This window comes from Agromyces sp. NPDC029043 (assembly GCF_055564615.1).
Genome location: NZ_JBVHVX010000012.1, coordinates 114,780 through 137,006, shown reverse-complemented (window position 1 = coordinate 137,006; position 22,227 = coordinate 114,780). Strand labels below are relative to the sequence as shown.

Below are 22,227 nucleotides of genomic sequence, written 5' to 3'. Positions count from 1 at the left end.
CTCAGAACGGTGCCTCGCCGACCGAATGGAGCTTCGTCTTCTGGGTGCGTGGCGTGCCGTTGTTGGCGACGTCGATCGCCTGAGCCAGATTGGCGACCATCACCGTCTCGATGCCGCGTGGGAGCTTTTCCTCGGTGCCTGCCGGGATGATCGCGACGGTGAAACCGAGGCGCTTGGCCTCGGCGAGGCGTCGGGCGAGACCCGTCACCCGGCGCACCTCGCCGGCGAGCCCGACCTCCCCGATCGCGACGAGGCTCTGCGGGACCGGACGATTGGTGATGTTCGACGACACGGCGAGCGCGATGGCGAGATCGGCGGCCGGCTCGGTGACCTTCATCCCACCGACCGTCGACACGTAGATCTCCTTGTCGCCCAGTTTGATTCCGGCGCGGGCCTGCAGGACGGCAGCGATCATCGCGACCCGTGCGGAGTCCAGGCCGGACACGGCACGGCGCGGAATCGCCATCTGTGTCGTGTTGGCGAGCGCCTGGATCTCGCCGACGAGCGCACGTTTGCCGTCCATGGTGACCATGGTGACCGAACCGCTGACATCCGAACTGCGTTCGTGCAGAAAGATTCCCGACGGATCGGGAACCTCGTGGATGCCGTCGTCGCGTTGCTCGAAGCAGCCGACCTCGTCGGCGGCGCCGAAGCGATTCTTCACGCCGCGCACCATGCGCAGGGTGGAGTGCCGGTCGCCCTCGAAACTCAACACGACGTCCACGAGGTGCTCGAGGGATCGTGGCCCGGCGACGGCGCCCTCCTTGGTGACGTGACCGACGAGGACGACCGCGATACCGCGGTTCTTCGCCAGTGATACGAGAGCTGTTGTGACCGTGCGGATCTGGGTGACACCGCCGGTGACGCCGTCGGTTCCGGTGGCGACGACGGTCTGCACCGAGTCCACCACCAGGAGACTGGGCACCACCTCGTCGACATGGCCGAGGATGGTGGCGAGATCGGTTTCGGCTGCGAGATAGACGTTTTCATGGACGGCGTCGGTTCGCTCGGCGCGCATACGTACCTGCCCGGCCGACTCCTCACCGGTGATGTAGAGCGCCGTCCGACCCGAGCGTGCCCAGTGCTTGACCGCCTCGAGGAGCAGCGTCGACTTGCCGACGCCGGGCTCGCCGGCGAGCAGGATGACCGAACCGGGCACCACGCCCTTGCCCAGGACACGGTCGAGTTCACCGATGCCGGTGGGGACGGCCACCGACGATGTCGCGTTCACCTCGGTGATGCGTTGGGCCGGGCTCGACGGCGCGACCGCGCCGATCCCGGTGCGCGCGGCGCCAGCCGAGGCAGCGGGGGCGGCCTCGTCGATGGTGCCCCACTCACCGCATTCCGGGCAGCGACCAACCCATTTCGGGGTTTGATGACCGCAGGATGCGCAGCGGAACGTCGACTTCGGTTTTGCCACGTCCCTCAGCCTAGGTGGTGACACCGACAGGCCCGGGAACGCCGTGCCGACGTGCGACGATCAGACGTATGGACCCACGGATCTCCTTCGTCACCCTCGCCGTCCGCGACCTCGACGCCTCACGACGGTTCTACGTCGACGGCCTCGGCTGGCACCCCGAACTCGACATCGAGGGCGAGGTGATCATGATCCGCGTCGGCGAAAATCTGGTCCTGTCGCTGTGGGATCGCGGCGCGTTCATCGACGAGGTCGGAGCGATCGCCGAGGGGGCGGGCGTCGCGCCGTTCACGTTGGCGCACAACGTCGTCGAACCCGGGCAGGTCGACGAGGTGCTGGCCGCCGCGCGTGCCGCCGGAGCGGATCCCGTATCCGAACCGGTGACGCGTGATTGGGGTGGATACACCGGATACTTCGGCGATCCGGACGGATTCCGCTGGGAGATCGCCTACAACCCCGGACCGATCGGGGAGATCGTGTTACCGGGGTAGGCGATAGGTCGGCGAGCCGGCCGAGGCCGACTCCGGATCAGTGGCCCTGCTCGTAGGCGGGCGGCTCGGCCTGACGCGGGGTGTCCTGACGAACCAGGTAGGTTCCCGAGTCGACCGGGGTCTGCACGGTCACCTCGCCGGCCTTCTCGAACCGGAACACGAGCTTGGTGGTCAGGCCGGAGGCGACGGTGTCGCCGGCGTCGGTGAGGGTGGCGGTGGCGCGTTCTTCTCCGTCGACGGTCTCGACGGTGCTCGGCTCGAGCAGACCGGCGGGAGATCCGGCGCGCAGGGCCTTGCCGGCGATGATCTCGGTGTTGCCCTCGATGCTCACCTTGCCCTTCTCCGGGGTGATGGAGAGCAGCTTGTCGTTGTCGATCGGGCTCTCGTTCGCGATGACGAAGGAGACCTCGAAGGGGCCGCCGTCGCCGAAGACCTCATCGGCCTTTTCCGCCGGGTAGATGATCTGCACGTCGCGCAGCTTCATGGAGCCGAGTGTGGCGCTTGCGCCGTTGACGGCGGGCAACTGGTTCGCGGTCTGCGACACCTGCCCGGCTCCGCAGCCGGAGGTTCCGAGTGCGACGGCAAGACCGATCGCCGCGATCGCGGTGGCCGACGCCATCCGCCGTGCGGTATTCCGAGGCTGTGACACCCGTTCCTCCCAGGTCATCGGTGGTAATCCCCTGTGCGGGCATGCACACAGGTGGGTTTCGCGAACCCTGCACTACGCAGCGTAGTGGGCGGGCGTCGCAAAAGTCCGATCGGGTGGCAGATTCGTTGCGAAACAATGTCGCCGGCGCGGCCGCACGGCGGTGATCGAGGCGTTGGCGATCGGACTATGCGACGTGATTCTTCTCCGATGTGCACGGTGCTCTTGCGCAGGTTGCGATCGGCTGTTATGGCCGATCGTCGAACCAGGCTTTTGTCGTGTTCAGTGCCGTGACCTGCACCGTTGGGAGCGGCCCAGTTTTAGCGCGTGCTAAACTGGTCACACTCGAAAGGGGCATGGAACATTGAATTTCAAAGTTGGTGACACCGTTGTTTACCCCCATCACGGTGCTGCTCGGGTCGAAGACATCGTGACCCGGACCATCAAGGGTGAGCAGATCGAATACCTGGTTCTCAAGGTTGCCGACGGTGACATGACCGTCCAGATCCCGTCGACCAAGCTCGAATACGTCGGCGTCCGTGACGTTGTCGGTGAAGAGGGCCTCGATCAGGTCTTCCAGGTGCTTCGCGCCCCGCACACCGAGGAGCCCACCAACTGGGCCCGTCGTTTCAAGGCCAACCAGGAGAAGCTGATCTCCGGCGACATCATCAAGGTTGCCGAAATCGTGCGTGACCTGTGGCGGCGTGAGCAGGATCGTGGCCTGTCGGCCGGCGAGAAGCGGATGCTGACGCGCGCACGTCGTGTGCTCGTCGACGAGCTCTCCCTGGCCCAGAACACCGACGACGAGAAGGCGACCAGCATTCTCGACGAGGTCCTGGCCGCCGCGTCCTGATCCGGAACGGGTAGTGGGCTCGCCGATGGCGACCGGCTCCGATTCGCGGATATGTGTCGTCATCCCCGCAGCGGGATCCGGCACGCGGCTCGGTGAGCCGACTCCCAAGGCATTCGTCGATCTCGGTGGACGCAGCATCATCGAGCGTTGCGTGGACAACATCCCGCAGTCGCTCGGGGCATCGATCGTCGTGGTCGTTCCCGCCGATCTGGTGGCTCATGCGCGTGTTCTGCTGCCCGACACCGTCACCGTCGTCGTCGGCGGAGCGCACCGGTCGGAGTCCGTCCGGGCGGGCATAGCGGCATCCGGTGACGCCGACATCGTCCTCGTGCACGACGCCGCGCGTCCCTTGACGCCTGCGTCGGTTTTTGCCCGGGTCGTCGACGCTGTTCGTTCGGGACGTCGCGCCGTGGTTCCCGGTGTACCGGTGGCCGACACGCTCAAGGAGATCGCGCCGATATCCGGTCCCACCGGCGGCGCTGATTCCGTCGGTGCCGAATCCGGCCTCGATTTCGCAGTGGAGCCCGTGACGCGCACCGTCGACCGCGAGTTGCTGCGAGCCGTGCAGACGCCGCAGGGATTCACGCGCGAGGCGCTGGTGGCAGCGCACGCCGACGATCAGGGCCTGGCCACCGACGACGCCGGGCTCGCCGAGCGCATCGGCATCGAGGTGCACGTCGTTCCCGGTGATCCACTCGCCCTCAAGATCACCACACCCTGGGACCTGCGGATCGTTCGAGACATCGTCGCAGAGCAAGGTGTCGCAGAGGAAAGTCACGCACAGGAGACTCACGCAGAGGAGGGTCGAGGATGAGAGTCGGGATCGGCACAGACGCGCATCGCGTCGACCCGGACGCCGAATGCTGGATGGTCGGGCTGTACTTTCCGGGCGAGGCCGGGTGTGAGGGGCATTCCGACGGCGATGTGGGCGCGCACGCACTCTGCGACGCGGTCCTCTCGGCGGCGGGCCTGGGAGATGTGGGATCGGTATTCGGTACCGGCAGACCCGAGGTCGCCGGGATCTCCGGTGCGGCGATGCTGACGCATGTCGCGCGACTTGTCGTCGACGCCGGACTCGTCGTCGTGAACGGCTCGGTTCAGGTGATCGGGAATCGGCCGAAGATCGGTCCGCGTCGTGCCGAGGCACAGCAGGCACTCTCCGCGGCCCTCGGCGCGCCGGTGTCGGTCTCCGCGACGACCACCGACGGACTCGGCATGACCGGGCGTGGCGAGGGAATCGCGGCGGTCGCCACCGCGCTTGTGACAAGCGGACCGCAGTGAGCCGGTAAGATCGCACGTCGTGACCTTGCGCCTGTTTGACACCGCTTCCCGAGAGGTACGTGACTTCGTCCCGTACCGCGACGGTCAGGCGTCGATCTACCTCTGTGGCGCGACGGTCCAGGGCATCCCGCACATCGGTCATGTCCGCAGCGGCATCGCCTTCGACGTCCTGCGCCGGTGGCTCGAGTACAAGGGCCTCGACGTTCTCTTCGTCCGCAACGTGACCGACATCGACGACAAGATCCTGCGTAAGGCCGCCGAGGCCGGACGGCCGTGGTGGGAATGGGCGACGACGCATGAGCGCGCCTTCACCGCGGCGTACGACGCGCTCGGCGTCCAGCCCCCGTCGGGTGAGCCGCGTGCCACCGCGTACGTGACGCAGATGGTCGAGTACATGGAACGGCTCATCGGGCGTGGCCACGCCTACGCCGCACACGGGAACGTCTACTTCGACGTGCGGAGTCTCCCTGATTACGGGGCACTCTCCGGACACAGACTCGACGATGTGCATCAGGGCGAGAGCGCGGGGACCGGCAAACGTGATCCCCGGGATTTCACGCTGTGGAAGGCCGCGAAACCCGACGAACCGTCGTGGCCGACGCCGTGGGGCCGCGGCCGCCCGGGCTGGCACCTCGAGTGCTCGGCGATGGCGACGTCGCTTCTTGGCGCCGAATTCGATATCCACTGCGGTGGAATGGACTTGATCTTCCCGCATCACGAGAACGAGATCGCTCAGGCGCATGGCGCCGGTGACCCGTTCGCGCGGTACTGGCTGCACAACGGCTGGGTCACCATGGGTGGCGAGAAGATGAGCAAGTCGCTCGGCAACGTCGTCGCGATCCCCGCGATGCTGCACAAGGTGCGGGCCGCGGAGCTGCGGTATTACCTTGGTAGCGCGCATTACCGGTCGATGCTCGAGTACTCCGATGGTGCCCTGGCCGAGGCTGCCGCCGGCTACCGGCGCGTGGAATCCTTTGTGGAGCGGGTTGTTTCACGTGTGGGCGATGTGGCTGTCGGTGAGGTGACCGACGAGTTCGCCGCCGCCCTCGACGACGATCTGGGGGTGCCCGCCGCGCTGGCGGTCATCCACAACGTGGTGCGCCAGGGCAACACCGCCCTGGAATCCGGCGACGGTGCCGGTGCGCTGGCCGCGGCGTCGGCGGTGCGCGCGATGATGGGCGTGCTGGGCGTCGACCCGCTCGATGCGCACTGGGCAGCTGCGGCCGCCGACGACTCCGCTGCGACGTCGGCGCTTGATGTGTTGGTGCAAGCGGAACTGGTGCGACGCGCCGACGCGCGTGCGGCGAAGGATTGGCCGACCGCCGACGCGGTGCGGGATCGGTTGTCGGAAGCGGGAATCGAGGTCACCGACACTGCGGACGGTGCCGAATGGACACTCAAGGGACGTGGGTAGATGGCCGGGAATTCCAAGCGCAGGGGAGCGGTCCGCAAGGACGGCAGCAAGAAGGGGCAGGTAGCCGGTTCCGGCGGCCAGCGTCGACGGGGCCTCGAGGGGCGCGGGGCCACCCCCAAGGCCGTCGACCGTCCCTATCACCCCGCACACAAGCGGGCCAAAGCCGCGGCCAAGCAGACCGCCGGCCGAAAGCCGCAGCGGCACAATGACGATGGTCCGGAGTACGTGCTCGGCCGCAATCCGGTGGTCGAGTGTCTGCGCGCCGGTGTACCCGCCACCGCGTTGTACATCATGGCCACCGCCGAACCCGATGAACGGTTGTCGGAGGCCGTCAAGATGGCCGGCGACAAGGCCATCGCGATTCTCGAGGTGACCAAACCCGAACTCGACCGCCTGTCCACCAACGGGATGCATCAGGGTGTCGCGCTGCAGGTCCCCGAGTACACCTATGCGCATCCGGCCGATCTGATGGCCGAGGCGAAGTCCAGTGGGACGCCGCCGCTGCTCGTTGCGCTCGACAACATCACCGATCCGCGAAATCTCGGCGCGGTGATCCGGTCGGTGGCCGCCTTTGGCGGACACGGTGTGGTGATCCCGCAGCGTCGCAGTGCGAGCGTCACCGCCGTGGCCTGGCGGACCAGTGCGGGTGCCGCCGCACGGCTGCCTGTCGCGCAGGCCCCGAATCTGACTCGGACGCTGAAGGATTGGGCAGCCGAGGGTGCTCAGATCGTCGGACTCGACGCCGACGGTGATGTCACACTCGACGAATACGACGGCACCGGACCGACGGTCATCGTCGTCGGATCCGAGGGCAAGGGACTCTCCCGGCTCGTGCGTGAGACATGCGATTCGATTCTGTCGATCCCCATGGCCGGGGACGTCGAGAGTCTCAACGCATCCGTCGCGGCGGGCGTCGTCCTCGCCGAATTCGCCCGCCAGCGCCGCGACGCCTGACCCGGCGTCGGGCCGTCGGGTGTCGGGTCGGGCGGCGCTGCGATCAGTTCGTGGATGCCGCAGCTGCCGCGTGTGCCCGCGCCCACGCTGACCGGCGGGAGCCGTCGGGATCGTCGGCGATGCGTTCCGGGTCGTCGAGGATGAGCACCTTGCGGTCCTCGGTGTTGTATACGGGCCAGCCGAATCCCGGAACACCCTTGCGGGCGAACTCGCCCCACCGTTGCTGCACGGTACGGGTGATCCGCGCCGTCGACCGCCAGTCGCCCACGGCGAGGCCGGCGGCCAGCGGTGTGCGATACGCGCCGAACACGGAGAAGAGCTCGGTGGCGTGGGTGGCTCCGAATCCGCTGGCGCGCAACAGCTTTGTCGCGTAGTCGTATCGGTAGAGGTAGGTCGGGGCGACTGCGCTGTGGTCTGCTGCGAATGCGGCCGTCGGTGCCCAGAAGGTCGCGTCGGCGGTGAGTTTGACCTCGTCTCGGGGACCGCCGGTGTAGAGCGAGGCGATCTCGGTACGGATCTCCTCGTCCTCGACCGCGATGAGTGCCCGCTCGGCCGACGGCAGCACGCTCCACAGCTTGGTGAACAGCTGTCCCTCGTGCTTGTTGGTGCCGATGATCAGTGGTACCGGATGTGTCTCGCCGTCGGCGGCGGTCTGCAGCGAGGACTTGGGTAGGTAGCTGCCGTCGACGACAGGTCCGAACGGGACCGGTTCGCCGATGCTCGAGTGCCGCGCGAAGCTCATCAGACGACGGCCCGCCACGTGCAGTTCGCGTGCGGAGGCCGAATCGAGCAGTGCTGCGGCAGTGTCCGCGGGGATCGGCTCGTCGGTTCGTTCGGCAGTACCGCGACGGTCGGGGTCCTGCAGGATGCGGAGGAATTCGTCGGCGAAGATGTCCGCGCTGCGCTTGCCGATGACCAGCGCGGGAGCGGGGCTCTCCGCGATCGCCTTGGTGAACAAGCCCTTCGCCGACGGCGCCGAGAGCAGCGACAGGACCGCGGAGCCGCCGGCGCTCTCACCGAAGACGGTGACGTTGTCCGGATCGCCGCCGAATGCCGCGATGTTGCGCTGCACCCAGGTGAGTGCCGCAACCTGGTCCCGGAGCCCCAGATTCGAGTCGAACGTGCGCTCGTCGGTGGAGTACTGCGTGAAGTCGAGGTACCCGAACGGGCCGAAGCGGTACTGCGCGGTGACGACGATGACGTCCTGCGATCGGGCGAGGAACGTGCCGTCGTAGAGGGGGGTGGCGGTGGTGCCCAGGATGTATGCGCCGCCGTGGATGAAGACCATCACCGGACGCGGCGTCGACGATGTCGTCTCCGCGGAGAAGACATTGAGGGTCAGGCAGTCCTCCCCGAGCGGGTGATACCTACCCGGACCGGTCGCTGCGAATCGCTTGTCCTGGATGGCCGCCTTGCCGAAGGCGAAGCAGTCCCGCACGCCCGGCCACGGGTTGGTGGGGGCGGGGGCCTGGAATCGACGGCCGGCGACCGGTGGAGCCGCGAACGGGATGCCGCGCCAGCTGATGGTGCCACGACGTGCACGCTTCCCCCGCAGACCGCGGACGTCGCCATCGGTGGTGGAAACCTTGCTGTCGATCAATGTCATGCCGACCACCATAGTGGACGGCCGACCGGCCCAATGTGGCGCCCGACACACCGTCGGGCGCCCGGCGCCGCCGATAGACTCGCCGCATGGCCGCCCGGCACGTCATCGATCTCAACGCCGACCTCGGCGAGGGCGTCGGCGACGACGACGCCATGCTGGAGATCGTGACCAGCGCAAACGTCGCCTGCGGCTTTCACGCGGGCACTCCCGCCGAACTGCTCGCGACGTGCCGCGCCGCGGCGCGGGTGGGTGCGCGGATCGGAGCCCAGGTCTCGTATCCCGATCGGGAGAACTTCGGCCGCCGCTTCATGGACCTCCCGCCCGATGCGCTGGCCGCCGATGTCATCTACCAGATCGGGGCGCTCGAGGCGGTGGCGCGCGCGGCCGGCGTGCGCCTGACCTACGTCAAACCGCACGGCGCCCTCTACAACGCCATCGTCACGCACGAGGCCCAGGCGGACGCGGTGGTGTCCGCCGTCGCCGAGTACGGAGGCGGACTCGCGTTGATGGGATTACCGGGCTCGGAGGCGTTGCGGCGCGGCGAGCGGGCCGGACTCGCGACGATCACCGAGGCATTCGCCGACCGTGCCTATCGGCCCGACGGTTCGCTGGTGCCGAGATCGGAGGACGGAGCGGTACTCACCGACAGTGCGGCCATCGCGGCGCGGGTCGTCGGCCTCGTCGTCGACCATCGGGTGACCGCCATCGACGGAACGGTCATCGAGGTCGAGACCGAATCGGTGTGTCTGCACGGCGACACACCCGGGGCCGTCGACCATGCCCGGCATGTCTCCCGTGCCCTGGCGGAGGCCGGGGTGGAGATCTCCGCACCTCGGTGAGACGGTTCAGGGCACCCAGATCCTCGGCGGATCCGCGGCGAGAAAACTGATCACCAACGGGTTGAACAGCTCGGGCGATTCGACGGGGACGATATGGGTGCCCGGCAGGACGGCGAGCCTGGCGTCGGGCAGTGTCCTGGTCAGTTGGAGGCTGTGCTCGATCCGGACGACGCCGCGGTCGGCCGCGACGATCAGCGTAGGGGCGTCGACCTCGGCGAAATCGGCCATCTCGAATTGCGGGCCGGTGCGGATCAACGCCATCGACTTGTCGAGGACGTCGTCGAAGTGCTCGGGCGGGTCCGGCGAGAAATCCGTCCACGCGCCGCGCAGATAGTCGATGGTGTCCGGATCCCGGCTGTCGACCTTGGCGAAGAAGTCATCGGCCCGCGCGCCGTCGACGTTGATGTAGTGGCAGGCGAGCACGAGGCGGTTCACCAGATCGGGGCGGGCCGCGGCTACGAGATGTGCGGTGAGCGCACCGTCGGCCCAACCGATGAGGTTGGCCGGACCTTCGACCTGGGTCTCGAGGTAGGTGATCGTCTGTGCGACGGCATCCGGAAAGGTGAATGGGCCGGGAACGTCGGGACTGTGGCCGTGCCCGCTGCGTTCGGGGACGTAGAGATCAAGGCCCGCGGCGGAGAAATCGGCGATCTGTGCCGCCCAGGTCGCCGCCGAGGCGAACGCGCCGTGCACGAGGACCGTCGACGGTCCGATGGGTTCGCCGGCGCGCAGATGCCAGATCGGCCGGCCGTCGATGTCGATGTAGGTGCCGGCGTCGACGGTCGAGCCGATCTCGACGTCGGTGATGAGGCCGGTGGGCTGTGATTGGTGAGGCATGTCCCGACCCATGCTCCCAGAGAAGCCGGGGATACCGGGAAACGATTGTGAGTCGATCTGACAACGCCTCGGGCCAGACCGACCTCGCACCAGCAGCGCAGCGATTATCCCGCTCGCGCTGCGCGGCGATGGTTATATGGAGTTCGAGCGGTACAGCGTGGGTGCAGTGGCGGTATCGGGGGGGTCACGCGTGACATGAACTTCCCGACGGCGAAAGGCGCCTGGATGCTCGTCCCGACCCGTCGTCGCCTGCCCGATCAACGGTCGACGACCGCGCCGCGGAGCTCGACCCGCCCTGTGTTCTCGCGCCCTGTGTTCTCGCGTCCTGAGTTCTCGGGTCCCGGGTCCCCGCGCGCCGGCTCCCGACCCCGGCCTGCACGAATTCCGGTGGCGCTCATGGCACTCATGCTCGTCGGCATGGCGGCCGTGACAGGTGTGGGGCCGGCCGGTGCCGCACCCGGCGACACCGTACCTGCGCTGGGACTCGACGACATCGGGTCATCGACGTCCCTGTCCTTTGTGGGGCAGCAGGCGGAGGTGAGCATCGCGATACCGGTGCCCGACGGACTGACCCCGGCCACGATCCGCGGCACCACCGAGTTGCCCGCCTTCGTCACCGGCGGCGTCGTCGACGTGCTGCAGGGGGAGCGGCTGCTGTCCCGCACGCCGATCGGCACGACGCCGACCGCGGGGATCGAATTGCCGCTGAGAGGGATCCGCGTCGCCGAGCGCGCAGCGAACATCGTGCTGCGGACGTATCTGAACACCGAGGGCTACTGCCGATTCGATCCGGACAACACCTTCCGCATCCTCGACACCTCCATCACCTACTCGGGAACCGAGGCGACACCCACGACCGTCGCTCAGTTCCTGCAACCCGTCCTGCGTGAGTTGACCATCTACGTTCCCGATGACGTTTCACGCGAGGAGGGTGCCGCAGCGGTCAATCTCGCGACCGCCGTCGTGGCGAATTACGGCACGGCGCCGGTGCCCGTCACCACCCGATCGTTGCCGCGCACCGACATGGTGCCGCCCGCACGGCCCGGAGCGCTGCAACGCCAGGTGATCATCTCCACCGACGCGCCCGCCGGGTTGACGCTGCAGAACGGTCCGGGTGGGCCGTACCTGTCGATCGGTGGGTCGGGCGACGAACTCGTCGCGCAAACGCAGTTCCTGGCGTCGAATCTCGCGGCCATCGCCCTGAGTTCGTCGGCGGTCGCCGGGCCGTCGCAGCAGGCCCCGCTGCTCGCGCCGAAAGTGTCGACCCTCGGCGACATCGGCGTCGGGGATCAGCTCGTCACGTCGATGGCCTGGCCGTCCATCGCGTTCGGCATCGACCAGACGCGTCTCGGCCGGCCGTCCGACAGCGTCCGGGTGCAGCTGAAGGGCACCTATACCTCGGGAACCGGGTCGACCTCGCGGCTCACCGCGCGTATCGGGAACACGGTGCTCGCGTCGTGGGAGGGCGACGACACCGGCACCTACGATCGCTGGGTCGACGTGCCCGACGGTCTGCTGTCGCGCTACACCGAGGTGACGGTGACGCTCGAGCGCGGCGATCTGCGGGAGGGATGCGGGACGGGTGTGCGCAGCAGCCTGTCCCTCGATTCCTCCGGCGAGGTCACCTCGCAGCCCGCGGACCCGCCGGTCCCGGGTGGATTCGGTTCGTTGCCCCAGTCGCTGATGCCGCGCGCCGCGCTCGCCTGGACCAAGGGCGACGTCCGTGATGTCGCGCGGGCCGTCTCCCTTGCCACCGCCATGCAGCGGATGTCGTCGGTGCCGATCGGATTCGACGTCGAGTCGGTCGACGACGCGAAGGCCGCCACCCGGCCCGCCATCATCATCGCGGCCGATGGGACCGGGATCGACGATGTGACACTGCCGGTCAGCGCCGACGGGTCGACGCTGGACATCACCACCCTCGCCGGGGATAGAGCATCGGTCACGCTCAATCCCGGGATCGACTACGGCGCCATTCAGGTGGCACGCGCCGACGGACACACCCTCCTGGTCGCGACGTCGACCGACGACGTCGGCGATCTCGACGCGCTTCTCCAGTGGCTCGACGCCGATCCGCAGCGGTGGTCGGGTCTGCAGGGCAACGCCATCCTCCAGGTGGCCGGGCAGCAGCCGGTCATGGTGCCCACCTCGTCGGCGTCCGGCAGGTCCGCGGTGAGCCGGTCCGGTTCAGGCGGGTGGTCGGTGGCGATCGTCGCCGCGGTCGCGGTGGGCGCGGCACTGCTGGCCGCCGCGGTGGGTGCGCTCGTGGTGTTGCTGACGCGCCGGCGGCCGCGGGGTGAGGCGGACGTGACCAACGGCGGTGACGACGCGATCGGCGATGACACGGTTCACGGCGACGACCGATGAGTGCGGTGAGCGCCGCCGCGGCGGGCAGTCCGGCGCAGGGGATCGGCCAGCGGATCGTCGGGCATTCACCCGTGCAGGCGACAGTGCGCTGGGTCTTCATCCTGGCGATGACGACCGTGGCGTTCTGGAGCACCCTGTCGTCGTTGGTGACCGAGTTACGCGCGGGCACACTCATCACGTATGTGCCTGCGGCACTGGTCCTCACCGCTATGGCGGGGTACGGCACCTCGCTGCGGTTTCACACCGAGTTGCCCATCTATGACCGTCAGACCGACGTCATCGTCGGTGTGGTGTTGATGATCCTGTCGATCTCGATAGACGGTCTGATGACACAACGGTTCTTCAACAATTACCTCATCACGCACGTCGATCTGCTTGCGATGTGGCAGTTCGTGCTCGCGTCCGCGGTGATGTTGTTCGGGCTGCGGCCGGTGGCGCGGTACCGCTGGAGTTGGATACTCGGTCTCATCGCCATGTACCCGATCCCGTATCGGTCGGTGGTGCTGGCACTCGGTGGTGACCGGATCATCGCCGGTGCGGTGATGGTGATCTTCGCTGCGGCAGCGGCCGCGGTGGCCTGCGCGCGTACCCGCCGTCACGCGGTGATCGCCGCGCTGGTCGCATCGGCTGTTGGAGCTGTTGTGCTGCTGGGGATTGTGGTGTTCGCGGTGGATGCACCGTTGATCGTCTATCAGTCGGTGCCCGCGCTGGTCGGTGGACTCTCGGCCGGAGCGATCATGTACGTCGATCATCGTCGGGGCCTGGATTCGTGGGCACCGTACAACCGCGAGTTCCACAGTCTGCGTGTCACCTCGCCGAGACGATCCGCGGTGTTCATCGCGGTGTGCGCCGCCGCGATGTTCTTCCTCCAGCCGCCGCCGATCTCTTTCCAGCCCAATGTTTATGTTCCCGGGATCAACACCCAGCCGCCGCTGATCGTGCCGCCGACCTGGGTGCAGACCGCGTCCGCGAATTACACGTGGACCAGCCGCCTCTACGGCCGACGCTCGCATCTGATGCGGCAAGAGCTGCGGCAGGTGCAGGGAAACCCGGAGTGGGACAAGTTCTCCCGGCCGCGCAAAGTGATGGCCGACAGTATCTACACGAGGTACCCGCTCTCTCTCGACGTGTACCGCATCATCTTCGTCTACGACCTCGTCGGAGATCGTTTCTCCGAGTGGGTGCCGGTGGAGTTGCCGCACGGCATCACCGGGTTGATGCAGACGGTCGTCGACGACACCAACTTCCTGACATACAACACACTTGTGTGGCGCTGGAACGACGGAACCTCTACCCAGCAGGTCACCCTGATGTCGGTCGACGATCATGAACCGGATGCGGTGTTCCCCACCCCGCAGATGACCACGGCGCGCAACCTGACGTCGATGCTGACCGTGGTGTTCCGCGGCACGTCGGTGGTGGAGGATCTACAACCCAACTTCAAGGACCAGGATCTGCTGGTCTCCTGCGCGAACGATCTGATCAACGCCCAGATCGCGGCGATCGGGACGGGATCGGCGCGATGACCCGCCCCGCGGGGCGGCCGGTGTCGGAACTGCTCGAGGACCCGGAGTACCGCGCGCATGCGCTGGCCGATGCCGTCGACGGCCTCCGCGAGGCGCATCCGGATCAGTCTGCGGCAGTGGCGTTCACACGAACACAGAAGGCGATCGGCGCCGTGATCGGCGCGGTGATCGTCGTATGCGGGGTGATCTGGCCGGTGCACACCCTCGCGGCGCTCGTGTCGCTCGCGACCGTGGGATACATCGCGACCTTGATCGACCGGCTGATCATCTTCCGGCGGGGGTTGGTCAACGGCGCCATCCAGATCCCCGACGATGTCGCCCGCGCCATCCCCGACGACGACCTCCCGTCCTACACCGTCCTGGTACCGGCCTATAACGAGCCGGAGGTCGTCGGCGACCTGATAGCGGCGGTCGAGTCCATCGACTACCCGCGGGACAAACTGCAGGTGCTCCTGCTCCTCGAGGAGGACGACGACGTCACCATCACCGCGGCGAGAAACGTTGCAGCACATGGCATGGTCACCATCGTGCTGGTGCCTCCGGCGGATCCGCGGACCAAACCGAAGGCGTGTAACTACGGCCTGCACTTCTCGACCGGCGAGATCATCACCATCTACGACGCCGAGGATCAGCCGGACCCGCTGCAACTGCGGCGGGCCGTCGCCGCGTTCGCCGAACTCGACGATGATTCGGTGGCGTGCGTTCAGGCCAAGCTGAGCTTCCACAACGCGCACGACAACCTGCTGACCGCGTGGTTCACCGTCGACTACGGGATCTGGTTCGGGTACCTGCTGCCCGGTCTGATGGTGAGCCGGTCGCCGATTCCGTTGGGCGGGACGTCGAATCATTTCCGCCGGGACGTCCTCGACCGCATCGGCTCCTGGGATCCGTTCAATGTCACCGAGGATGCCGATCTCGGGGTACGCATCGCGGGGCAGGGTTACCGAACGGCGGTGCTCGACTCGATCACGTTGGAAGAAGCCAACATCGACCCGATCAACTGGGTGCGGCAACGATCCCGTTGGTACAAGGGCTACATGCAGACGTGGCTCGTCCACATGCGCAAACCCGTCGAACTGTGGCGCACCCTGGGGCCGACGTCGTTCCTGCGGTTCACCCTGCTGGTACCCGGGACGCCGGTGATCGCATGTCTCAACATGCTCTTCTGGTTGATTGCCGCCGTGTGGATCACCGGGCAGCCGACAGTCGTGGCGGAGCTGTTTCCCGGCCCCATCTACTATCTCGCGCTCATCTCGCTGGTCGTCGGCAACAGTTCGGTGATCTACATGTATCTGGTCGCGATCCGGGAGGACGATCGCAGCGACCTGTTCGGATCGGTGCTCCTTGTTCCGCTGTACTGGGTGATGATGAGCGTCGCCGCGATCAAGGGCATGTGGCAGTTGCTGTTCAACCCATCCTACTGGGAGAAGACATTTCACGGGTTGTCGACGTCGAGTGCAAACCCGGGGGAGTCCGGCGCCGAGGACGGACCATGACCCGCCGGATGATGGCGACGATATTCGTCGTCGCCTTCCTCGCTTACCTTGCCGTCGGGCTGTATCTCGCGATGGGCGCGCACTTCTTCATCGGCGACTCGCTGTCTCGTGTGCAGTCCGCGCAGAGCGTTCTGTTCAGTCGTGATCCGCATGTCTCGGCGATCGGCTTCATCTTCACGCCGCTGACGGCATTGGTGCAGCTACCGCTCACCGCGCTCACACCGTGGTGGCATCCGATGACCACCGAGGCGGTGTCGGCGGCGATCATGTCGGCGGCGTTCATGGCGGGATCGGTGATGCAGGTCGCCGGGATCGCCAGGGACCGCGCGCTGCCGGCGGGTCTGGCCACCGGGGTCATCGCCTGTTACGCGCTGAATCCGATGATCGTGTTCTACGCCGCCAACGGGATGAGCGAGGCGCCCTACCTCTTCTTCTTGGCGTGGGCGAGTCGTCGACTGATCCGGTGGGTGGATTCCGACGATGTCCACGATCTCGTCACGGCGGGCGTCGCGCTCGGGTTCGCCTATCTGACCCGCTACGACGGTGCGGCGGCGGCGGCTGCGGCGGGCCTGATGGTCGGCGTCGTGACCTGGCGACGACGGGATCGCGCGAACCGGACGTCAAGGGTGATCCTCGACGTGGCGATCGTCGGGGCGCCGAGTGTGCTCGCCTTCCTCGGTTGGGCCATCACGAGTTGGTTGATCACCGGAAATGCGTTCGCGCAGTTCACCTCCGAGTACGGCAACTCGGCGATCATCGCGGCCTCGGGCGGTAGCGGATCGTCGACGATCGGTGAGGCCTTGCTCTTCTCGATGACGGAACTGGCCATTCTCGCGCCGCTGCTGCCCTTGTTGTTCGTGGCGGTCCTGATCGTTCGCCATCACCGGAAGCGGATCTACCCGCTCGCGGCGCCGGTCGCGGTGATCGGCGCGGTGCTGGCCTTCCAGATCCTCACGTACGCGCGCGGTTCCACGTTCGGCTTCCTACGGTTCTACATGACGGTGATCCTGCTCGCCGCGGCGGTGGCACTGTTGGCGGTACCCGCACGCGCCATCGTCCCGACGCGTCGACTCGGTCCGAGGGCCGCACTGCCGGAGATCGATCGGCGACCTCGACGGTCGACGGCGATCCTCGCGGTATCCGCGGTGGTGGTGATGGCGGTGTCGATCGGATCGACCGCGGTCGGGATGTCCTCGCCGCATTACGCGCCGCAGGAGTTCGCGCTGCGGTCGATCGTCGATCCGCAACCCGACTCGGTCGATCAGCGGCATCTCGATGCCCAGCGAGTGGTGCGGTCGTTCTCCACCGAGCGGGCACTGGCGCAATGGCTTGACGCACAGCAACTTCCGGAGGGAAGTGTCATCTGCGACACGGTGTACGGCTTCGCGGTGGTGGCGCAGTCCGCCCGGCCGAAGCAGTTCGTCATCCCCTCCGATCAGGACTTCACCGAGATCCTCAACAATCCTGCCGATCATGGCGTGCAGTACATGCTGGCCGTACCCCGTTCCGGCCGAGGGGAATCCGATGCGCTCAACATCCGGTTCCCCACCATCTACGAGAACGGTGCCCAGATCTCGGTGCTCGTCCTCGAGGCGCCCAACGACGGCTCCGACCTGCCCGACTGGCGGATCTATCGGGTGGTGCGGTCGGCGTCGTGAGCGGTGTCGACGTCGTGATTCGCTGCGTCTTCGGTGTCGGGCATCGTCGTCACAGCGGAGGACATGGCGTCGAGGAAAGCTCGGATGGTGATCACCTGCTCATCCGAGAACGTGTCGAGGGTGTCGAGACACCGGTCGATCAACGGTCCGAAGAAGGTCGCACCGAGGTCCATCGCCGACTCGGTGACGTGCAGCGCGACCTTGCGGCGGTCATCGGGGTCGGCACCACGCTCGATCAAGCCGCGTGATTCCAGCCGATCGAGTGCGGCGGTGACGGTCGCGGAATTCAGGCCGAGATGCTGATACACCCAGGTCGGGGTCGCCTGCTCGCCCGCTCGTGCGGCGTCGAGGAGGGCGATCAATGTGCGCACATCGGTGGGATGGAGGCTGCTGCGCTTCGCGAACCGCGCCGCGACAAGGTCGAGATTCACGGTCAACGCACGTAGTGCGTGAATCACCTGGTGTCGGTCGCTGTCCACGTCTCGATCATGCCATTCCTGTATATCTTGATAGTCGAGATATATATCGATCGAGATATCTGAACCGACTGTGAAGGGGTTTCGGGTGAGCGAAGCAGACGTCGAAAGGTGGGTGGCCGGACCGACCGGTCAGGCGTTTCTCGAGGCATACGATGCGCTGGCTGCCAGGTTCCCCCGCGGGTCCTGCGGCCACGACTGGTCGTCGAGGTTCGGTACGACGCATGTCATCGACACCGGGCCGGTGGAGACGGGGACCTTGCCGGTAGTCCTTCTCCCCGGTGGCGGCGCCACCGCGCTCGAGTGGTATTCCGTGGCCGCTCGGCTGGCGCCGGAACGCCGTGCGTTCGCGGTCGACATCCCGGGAGAGGTCGGACGGTCTCGGCTGATCGACGGCTCGATGTCGACGCGTGAGGATCTCCTCGACTGGCTCCACACCGTGCTCGCGGCTGTTCGTGCCGAATCCGACACGGGTGCGGTGGCCCTCGTCGGCCATTCCTATGGCGCGATGATCGCTCTCGCCTATGCGTTGAGCGCGCGTGCGACGGGAACTTCGGCTGCGATAGACCGACTCGTCCTACTGGACCCCAACTCGTGTTTTGCAGGTATGTGGCCGGCATACCTGCTGCATGCGCTTCCTGTGTTGGTGGCGCCGACTCGCGCGAGGTTCACGCGGTTCATCGGATGGGAGTCGCAGCGGACCGGCTTCCTCGACGACGCTTCCGTCGCCGGGTGGCTGGATGTGGCGGCTCGCGGTGCGGACGACTTCCCGACCGCGAAAACGATTGTGCCATCGCGACCCACCGTGGAAGCGCTGGCGGAGCTGGCGATCCCGCTGACCGTGATTCTCGCCGGGTCCGGGCGGGTTCATGACCCGCGAACACTGGCCTCGGCGATTCGACACGTGTTGCCGCACACGGTGATCGAAGAGATCGATGGCGCGTCACACCACAGCATGCCGATGTTTCCGGAGGCCGCCATTGCTGACGCTGTCAGCGCGGCGCTGAGGTGATCGGGTACTCATGACCGACGCTCAGCGCGACTCGTCGGCGATCACCGCCCACGCCGGGTCGTCGGGTCCGATGTCGTAGGTGCATTCCGATTCGCGCGGATCGGGGACGAACGCCCAGAGCAGGGCACCGGCGGCACCGGCAGAACGATGACCGGTGATCGCGGTTCGGAATTGTTGGGCCCGCGTGGTGACGTCCTTGCAGAATCCGGCGTTGATGCCGATCTCGTTGACCACGATCGGCTTTCGCAGCGCTCGGGCCTGTGCGATCCGGGCGAGAAGATTGCTGCCTGCCGGTGCGGTCCGGTGAGAGGCATCGATGCCGTAATCGTGGAAGTCGAGGACATCGATGCCACGTGAGGCACCGACGGTGGCGTAGTCCGCACCGTTGATGCCACATTGGTCACCGCCGGTGAGGCCGGCGAAGATCGGCCGGTGCGGATCGAGCGCGCGGAGCCGGTCGCCGGCAGCGTCGAAGAAGTCGGTCAGGACGGCGGCCGCGTCGGCCGGGCAGGTCCGCGTCTGCCAGGAGCAGGCGGCGTCGCCGCACCGGCTGGGTTCGGGCTCACCGACCAGTTCCCAACCGGCGATGGTGGATTCGTCGCGCCACCGCGTGACGGCCGAGGACATCCATCCGGCGTACGTCATCCCGCCGAGGTCGCGGATGGTCCGCCAACCGTCGACGTACCAGCCGCGCTCCTTGAACTTCCCGTTCTCACAATCGCCCGAACCTCCCGCGAGAACCGGCAACACCATCTGGTTGTGCCGCTTCGCGGTGGCGAAGACCCGATCGAGCGGGCCGAAGTCGACCAGGCCCGACTGTTTGTTCACGGCGAACTGAGCAAAGACGTTGAATCGTGTCAGTGACCGCGGGGGCAGGCGGGAGAAGTAGTCGTCGAGATCGACCTGGGCGCCGCACCCGACATTGACCGACCAATCGGTGCCCAGCTGATAGGCGTTGAAGCCGGTCGGGAACCAGACGTGACCGTCGAGGGTCAGGGCGGTCGCGGTGGTCTGCACACGTCCGTCCGACCGGTGCGGCGGAGTCGGTGAGCGTGAGTCGTGACAGGCAGCGAGCGTCGCGACGACGATCAACGCGAGAGCCGCCGCAACGGTTCTCTGCCTCCCCGAACGCCACCGGCCGTGCGCCACAGCCGAAGAGTACCGCGTAGTTAAGGTGGCCCCTATGAGCTTGAGGATGTCGATCCGCCGAACCGGGATCGCGGCGACGATGACCGCGGTGCTGGGGTTCGGGGTGGTGGCATGTGGATCGGGCAGAGCGTCGGACGACGGCGGGTCGTCGACCGCTGCGACGACGGAAACGACGACGTCACCCGCCTCTGGTTCCGTGTTGCCGACGATCCTCACACTTCCTGCGCCGTTCGTCGATCACGTGGTCTGGGCGCAGACCGAGGTCGGGCCGAGTCTGCAGATCTATCCGACCGCGTCGGGGCGTCGTACCGAGGATCCGGCCGCGATGGATCAGGCATGGGCGGAGGTCCTCGCGCTCGCGCCGCGCGCGGACACGCCGGGGATGAAGGCACAGTTCGATTGCCACTGGAACTACGCGCGCGCAATCGATCCGGACAAGACGAGTTGGAACCTCGAACCGAACCGTCCGGTCGTCACCGAGCAGGAGATGATCTCGGCGCGATGCAACCCGGGTGCACCCGAGGAGTGATCATCGGGTCGCGTAAACGCGTCGCGACCCGATGAGGCGGCAGATGACATAGATCACGAACGAGATCGTCGTGACGAATACCGACACCGGCAGTCCTGGTGCCAACGACAGGATCAGTCCGCCGACCGCGGCGATCTCGGCGAACACGACCGAGAAGCACAACACCAGCGCCGGGTTCGCGGTCAGCCTGGCCGCGGCGGCGCCGGGTGTGATCAACAGCGACATCACGAGCAGGGCGCCGATGATCTGCACACCCTGCGCGCAGGCCAGACCGACGAGGATGGCGAACACCACCGACAGGGTGCGCATCGGAACGCCGCGCGCCGCCGCCACACGTGGATCGACAGACGCGAACAGCATCGGTCGATAGATGACGGCCATACCCGCGACGACAATGACGGTGGTGATCGCGACCGCGATCAGGCCGCCGGTGTTGACGCTGACGACCTGCCCGGTGAGCAGGGCCAGGGCCGGTCCGCTGCGGCCGTACAGCGACAGGAACAGGACGGCGAGGCCCAGGCCGAAGGCCATCACGACGCCGATCACCGAATCCCGTTCCCGGGCACGGGTTCCCATGTAACCGAAAATGCCGGCGGCCAGGACCGCGCCGACGACTCCGCCGATGTTGACGCTCACGCCCGCCAACAGGGCGGCAGCGGCGCCGGTCAGCGAGAGTTCACTCGCGCCGTGCACCGCGAACGACATCTGCCGGATGACGATCAGCGGACCGAGGATGCCGCCGAGCAGTCCGAGCAGGGCGATGGCGATGATCGAGCGCTGCACGAAATCGCGGGCGAGCAGGTCGGCGGCCAGCTCGAGGTTCCAGAAGTCGCTGACCGACACCTGCGTCGCCGCCGTGGTGAACACGCTCATGCGGTGTTCTCCGGCAGCGACGGGACGTCGACGTGGGCACAGTGATGGCCGTCCTCGCCGCCGATCACCACAAGGCGCCCGTTGACCCGCAACACCTCGACGTCGCTGCCGTACAGCTCGGTCAATGTCGCGGTCGTCATGACCTCATCGGTGGTGCCGACCCGGAACCGGCCGTCGACGAGATAGATGACCCGATCGACATAAGCGAGGATCGGGTTGATCTCGTGGGTGACGAAGACGACGGCGGTGCCGGCGTTGCGGCGTCGGGTGTCGATGAGGTCGACGACCAGCTGCTGATTGGCCGGATCGAGGCTCGCCAGCGGCTCATCGCACAGGAGCAACTGCGGATCACCGGTGAGTGCTTGCGCCACCCGCAGACGCTGTTGCTCGCCACCGGACAGCAGCCCGAGCGGTGCGTCGGCGAATGGCGCGGCGTCGACCTGGGCGAGGGCGTCGTCGACGAGTCGTCGACGACGCTTGGCGCCACGCAGGCCGAATCCCCACGCCTCGCCGTCGACGCCGAATCCGACGAGATCCCGACCGCGGATCGCCATCGCATCCGAGTCGTCGGCGTGCTGCTGTGGGATGTAACCGACGGCGTCTGTGACCTCCAGCGACCCGGAGGTCAGCGAATATTGGTGGAGCAGGACCCGCAGCAGGGAGGTCTTGCCGGACCCGTTCGGGCCGAGGACGGCGATGAACTCGCCGGGGTTCACATCGAGATCGAGTTCATCCCACAGGACCCGATCGCCGAAGGCGAGGCGGGCGTGGTCGAGGCGTGCAACCGGTGCCGGGCTGGGCAT

General features: G+C 67.1%; 21 protein-coding genes. 13 read left to right on the top strand and 8 right to left on the bottom strand.

The window, feature by feature from the left end; all coding sequences use genetic code 11:
* Position 1: 1 nt before the first annotated feature.
* Positions 2 to 1,420 carry a DNA repair protein RadA gene (gene radA / locus ACZ4TW_RS15520; RefSeq protein ID WP_465543950.1) on the bottom strand — a complete coding sequence of 473 codons (1,419 nt, stop codon included), beginning with the start codon at positions 1,418 to 1,420 and terminating at the stop codon, positions 2 to 4.
* 68 nt (positions 1,421 to 1,488) lie between these two features.
* Between radA and ACZ4TW_RS15515 the strand changes: the two genes are divergently transcribed.
* Positions 1,489 to 1,908: a VOC family protein gene (locus tag ACZ4TW_RS15515; RefSeq protein WP_465543948.1), complete on the top strand. Its 420-nt coding sequence runs from the start codon at positions 1,489 to 1,491 to the stop codon at positions 1,906 to 1,908.
* Between the two features lie 37 nt (positions 1,909 to 1,945).
* Here ACZ4TW_RS15515 and ACZ4TW_RS15510 read toward each other — a convergent pair whose 3' ends face one another.
* On the bottom strand, positions 1,946 to 2,527 hold the full coding sequence (locus ACZ4TW_RS15510) for a copper chaperone PCu(A)C domain-containing protein (RefSeq protein ID WP_465543946.1): 582 nt from the start codon (positions 2,525 to 2,527) through the stop codon (positions 1,946 to 1,948).
* A gap of 391 nt (positions 2,528 to 2,918) precedes the next feature.
* Here ACZ4TW_RS15510 and ACZ4TW_RS15505 point away from each other — a divergent pair, with 391 nt between their 5' ends.
* From ACZ4TW_RS15505 to rlmB, 5 genes are read left to right on the top strand one after another with little or no spacing between them, the layout of a single operon-like run.
* Positions 2,919 to 3,407 carry a CarD family transcriptional regulator gene (locus ACZ4TW_RS15505; protein WP_005169342.1) on the top strand — a complete coding sequence of 163 codons (489 nt, stop codon included), beginning with the start codon at positions 2,919 to 2,921 and terminating at the stop codon, positions 3,405 to 3,407.
* Positions 3,408 to 3,432: 25 nt separating this feature from the next.
* On the top strand, positions 3,433 to 4,221 hold the full coding sequence (gene ispD, locus ACZ4TW_RS15500; RefSeq protein WP_465543943.1) for a 2-C-methyl-D-erythritol 4-phosphate cytidylyltransferase: 789 nt from the start codon (positions 3,433 to 3,435) through the stop codon (positions 4,219 to 4,221).
* The gene (gene ispF / locus ACZ4TW_RS15495) at positions 4,218 to 4,688 is read left to right on the top strand and encodes a 2-C-methyl-D-erythritol 2,4-cyclodiphosphate synthase (protein WP_465543941.1); all 471 of its coding nucleotides are present in this window, start codon (positions 4,218 to 4,220) and stop codon (positions 4,686 to 4,688) included. Before ispD ends, ispF begins: the two co-directional genes overlap by 4 nt.
* Positions 4,689 to 4,707: 19 nt before the next feature.
* Positions 4,708 to 6,102, top strand: a complete 1,395-nt coding sequence (cysS, locus tag ACZ4TW_RS15490) for a cysteine--tRNA ligase (protein ID WP_465543939.1) — start codon at positions 4,708 to 4,710, stop codon at positions 6,100 to 6,102.
* The gene (rlmB, locus tag ACZ4TW_RS15485) at positions 6,103 to 7,056 is read left to right on the top strand and encodes a 23S rRNA (guanosine(2251)-2'-O)-methyltransferase RlmB (RefSeq protein ID WP_465543937.1); all 954 of its coding nucleotides are present in this window, start codon (positions 6,103 to 6,105) and stop codon (positions 7,054 to 7,056) included.
* 43 nt (positions 7,057 to 7,099) lie between these two features.
* Here the strand turns inward: rlmB and ACZ4TW_RS15480 are convergent, their stop codons facing one another.
* Positions 7,100 to 8,662: a carboxylesterase/lipase family protein gene (locus ACZ4TW_RS15480; protein WP_465543935.1), complete on the bottom strand. Its 1,563-nt coding sequence runs from the start codon at positions 8,660 to 8,662 to the stop codon at positions 7,100 to 7,102.
* Positions 8,663 to 8,748: 86 nt separating this feature from the next.
* Here ACZ4TW_RS15480 and ACZ4TW_RS15475 point away from each other — a divergent pair, with 86 nt between their 5' ends.
* A complete protein-coding gene (locus ACZ4TW_RS15475) occupies positions 8,749 to 9,501 on the top strand; it encodes a LamB/YcsF family protein (RefSeq protein WP_465543933.1) in 753 nt (250 codons plus the stop codon).
* Positions 9,502 to 9,507: 6 nt separating this feature from the next.
* Here the strand turns inward: ACZ4TW_RS15475 and ACZ4TW_RS15470 are convergent, their stop codons facing one another.
* Positions 9,508 to 10,338 (bottom strand): alpha/beta fold hydrolase, encoded by an 831-nt coding sequence (locus ACZ4TW_RS15470; RefSeq protein WP_465543931.1) that lies wholly within the window; start codon positions 10,336 to 10,338, stop codon positions 9,508 to 9,510.
* Positions 10,339 to 10,734: 396 nt separating this feature from the next.
* Between ACZ4TW_RS15470 and ACZ4TW_RS15465 the strand changes: the two genes are divergently transcribed.
* The 4 genes from ACZ4TW_RS15465 to ACZ4TW_RS15450 all read left to right on the top strand — a co-directional run bounded on the left by ACZ4TW_RS15465 (position 10,735) and on the right by ACZ4TW_RS15450 (position 17,385).
* Positions 10,735 to 12,705, top strand: coding sequence for a hypothetical protein (locus tag ACZ4TW_RS15465; protein ID WP_465543929.1), 1,971 nt, complete (start codon positions 10,735 to 10,737; stop codon positions 12,703 to 12,705).
* Positions 12,706 to 12,710: 5 nt separating this feature from the next.
* Positions 12,711 to 14,231 carry a hypothetical protein gene (locus tag ACZ4TW_RS15460; RefSeq protein ID WP_465543927.1) on the top strand — a complete coding sequence of 507 codons (1,521 nt, stop codon included), beginning with the start codon at positions 12,711 to 12,713 and terminating at the stop codon, positions 14,229 to 14,231.
* 152 nt (positions 14,232 to 14,383) lie between these two features.
* Entirely contained in the window at positions 14,384 to 15,727 is a 1,344-nt protein-coding gene (locus ACZ4TW_RS15455; protein WP_465543925.1) for a glycosyltransferase, read from the top strand.
* The gene (locus tag ACZ4TW_RS15450) at positions 15,724 to 17,385 is read left to right on the top strand and encodes an ArnT family glycosyltransferase (RefSeq protein WP_465543923.1); all 1,662 of its coding nucleotides are present in this window, start codon (positions 15,724 to 15,726) and stop codon (positions 17,383 to 17,385) included. The genes ACZ4TW_RS15455 and ACZ4TW_RS15450 overlap by 4 nt, the downstream gene beginning before the upstream one ends.
* On the opposite strand, the gene ACZ4TW_RS15445 is transcribed toward ACZ4TW_RS15450, so the two are convergent.
* Positions 17,358 to 17,864, bottom strand: a complete 507-nt coding sequence (locus ACZ4TW_RS15445) for a MarR family winged helix-turn-helix transcriptional regulator (RefSeq protein ID WP_465543921.1) — start codon at positions 17,862 to 17,864, stop codon at positions 17,358 to 17,360. The two genes, ACZ4TW_RS15450 and ACZ4TW_RS15445, sit on opposite strands and share 28 nt — an antisense overlap.
* A gap of 85 nt (positions 17,865 to 17,949) precedes the next feature.
* Between ACZ4TW_RS15445 and ACZ4TW_RS15440 the strand changes: the two genes are divergently transcribed.
* Positions 17,950 to 18,873, top strand: a complete 924-nt coding sequence (locus ACZ4TW_RS15440) for an alpha/beta fold hydrolase (RefSeq protein ID WP_465543919.1) — start codon at positions 17,950 to 17,952, stop codon at positions 18,871 to 18,873.
* 21 nt (positions 18,874 to 18,894) lie between these two features.
* Here the strand turns inward: ACZ4TW_RS15440 and ACZ4TW_RS15435 are convergent, their stop codons facing one another.
* Positions 18,895 to 20,238 (bottom strand): hypothetical protein, encoded by a 1,344-nt coding sequence (locus ACZ4TW_RS15435; protein WP_465543917.1) that lies wholly within the window; start codon positions 20,236 to 20,238, stop codon positions 18,895 to 18,897.
* On the opposite strand from ACZ4TW_RS15435, the gene ACZ4TW_RS15430 reads away from it, so the two are divergent.
* Complete coding sequence (locus ACZ4TW_RS15430) at positions 20,222 to 20,551, top strand: DUF2599 domain-containing protein (protein WP_465543915.1); 330 nt, start codon at positions 20,222 to 20,224, stop codon at positions 20,549 to 20,551. The genes ACZ4TW_RS15435 and ACZ4TW_RS15430 overlap by 17 nt on opposite strands.
* Here ACZ4TW_RS15430 and ACZ4TW_RS15425 read toward each other — a convergent pair whose 3' ends face one another.
* Together ACZ4TW_RS15425 and ACZ4TW_RS15420 are read right to left on the bottom strand one after the other, a co-directional pair.
* On the bottom strand, positions 20,552 to 21,424 hold the full coding sequence (locus ACZ4TW_RS15425; protein ID WP_465543913.1) for a metal ABC transporter permease: 873 nt from the start codon (positions 21,422 to 21,424) through the stop codon (positions 20,552 to 20,554).
* Positions 21,421 to 22,227 carry a metal ABC transporter ATP-binding protein gene (locus tag ACZ4TW_RS15420; protein WP_465543911.1) on the bottom strand — a complete coding sequence of 269 codons (807 nt, stop codon included), beginning with the start codon at positions 22,225 to 22,227 and terminating at the stop codon, positions 21,421 to 21,423. The genes ACZ4TW_RS15425 and ACZ4TW_RS15420 overlap by 4 nt, the downstream gene beginning before the upstream one ends.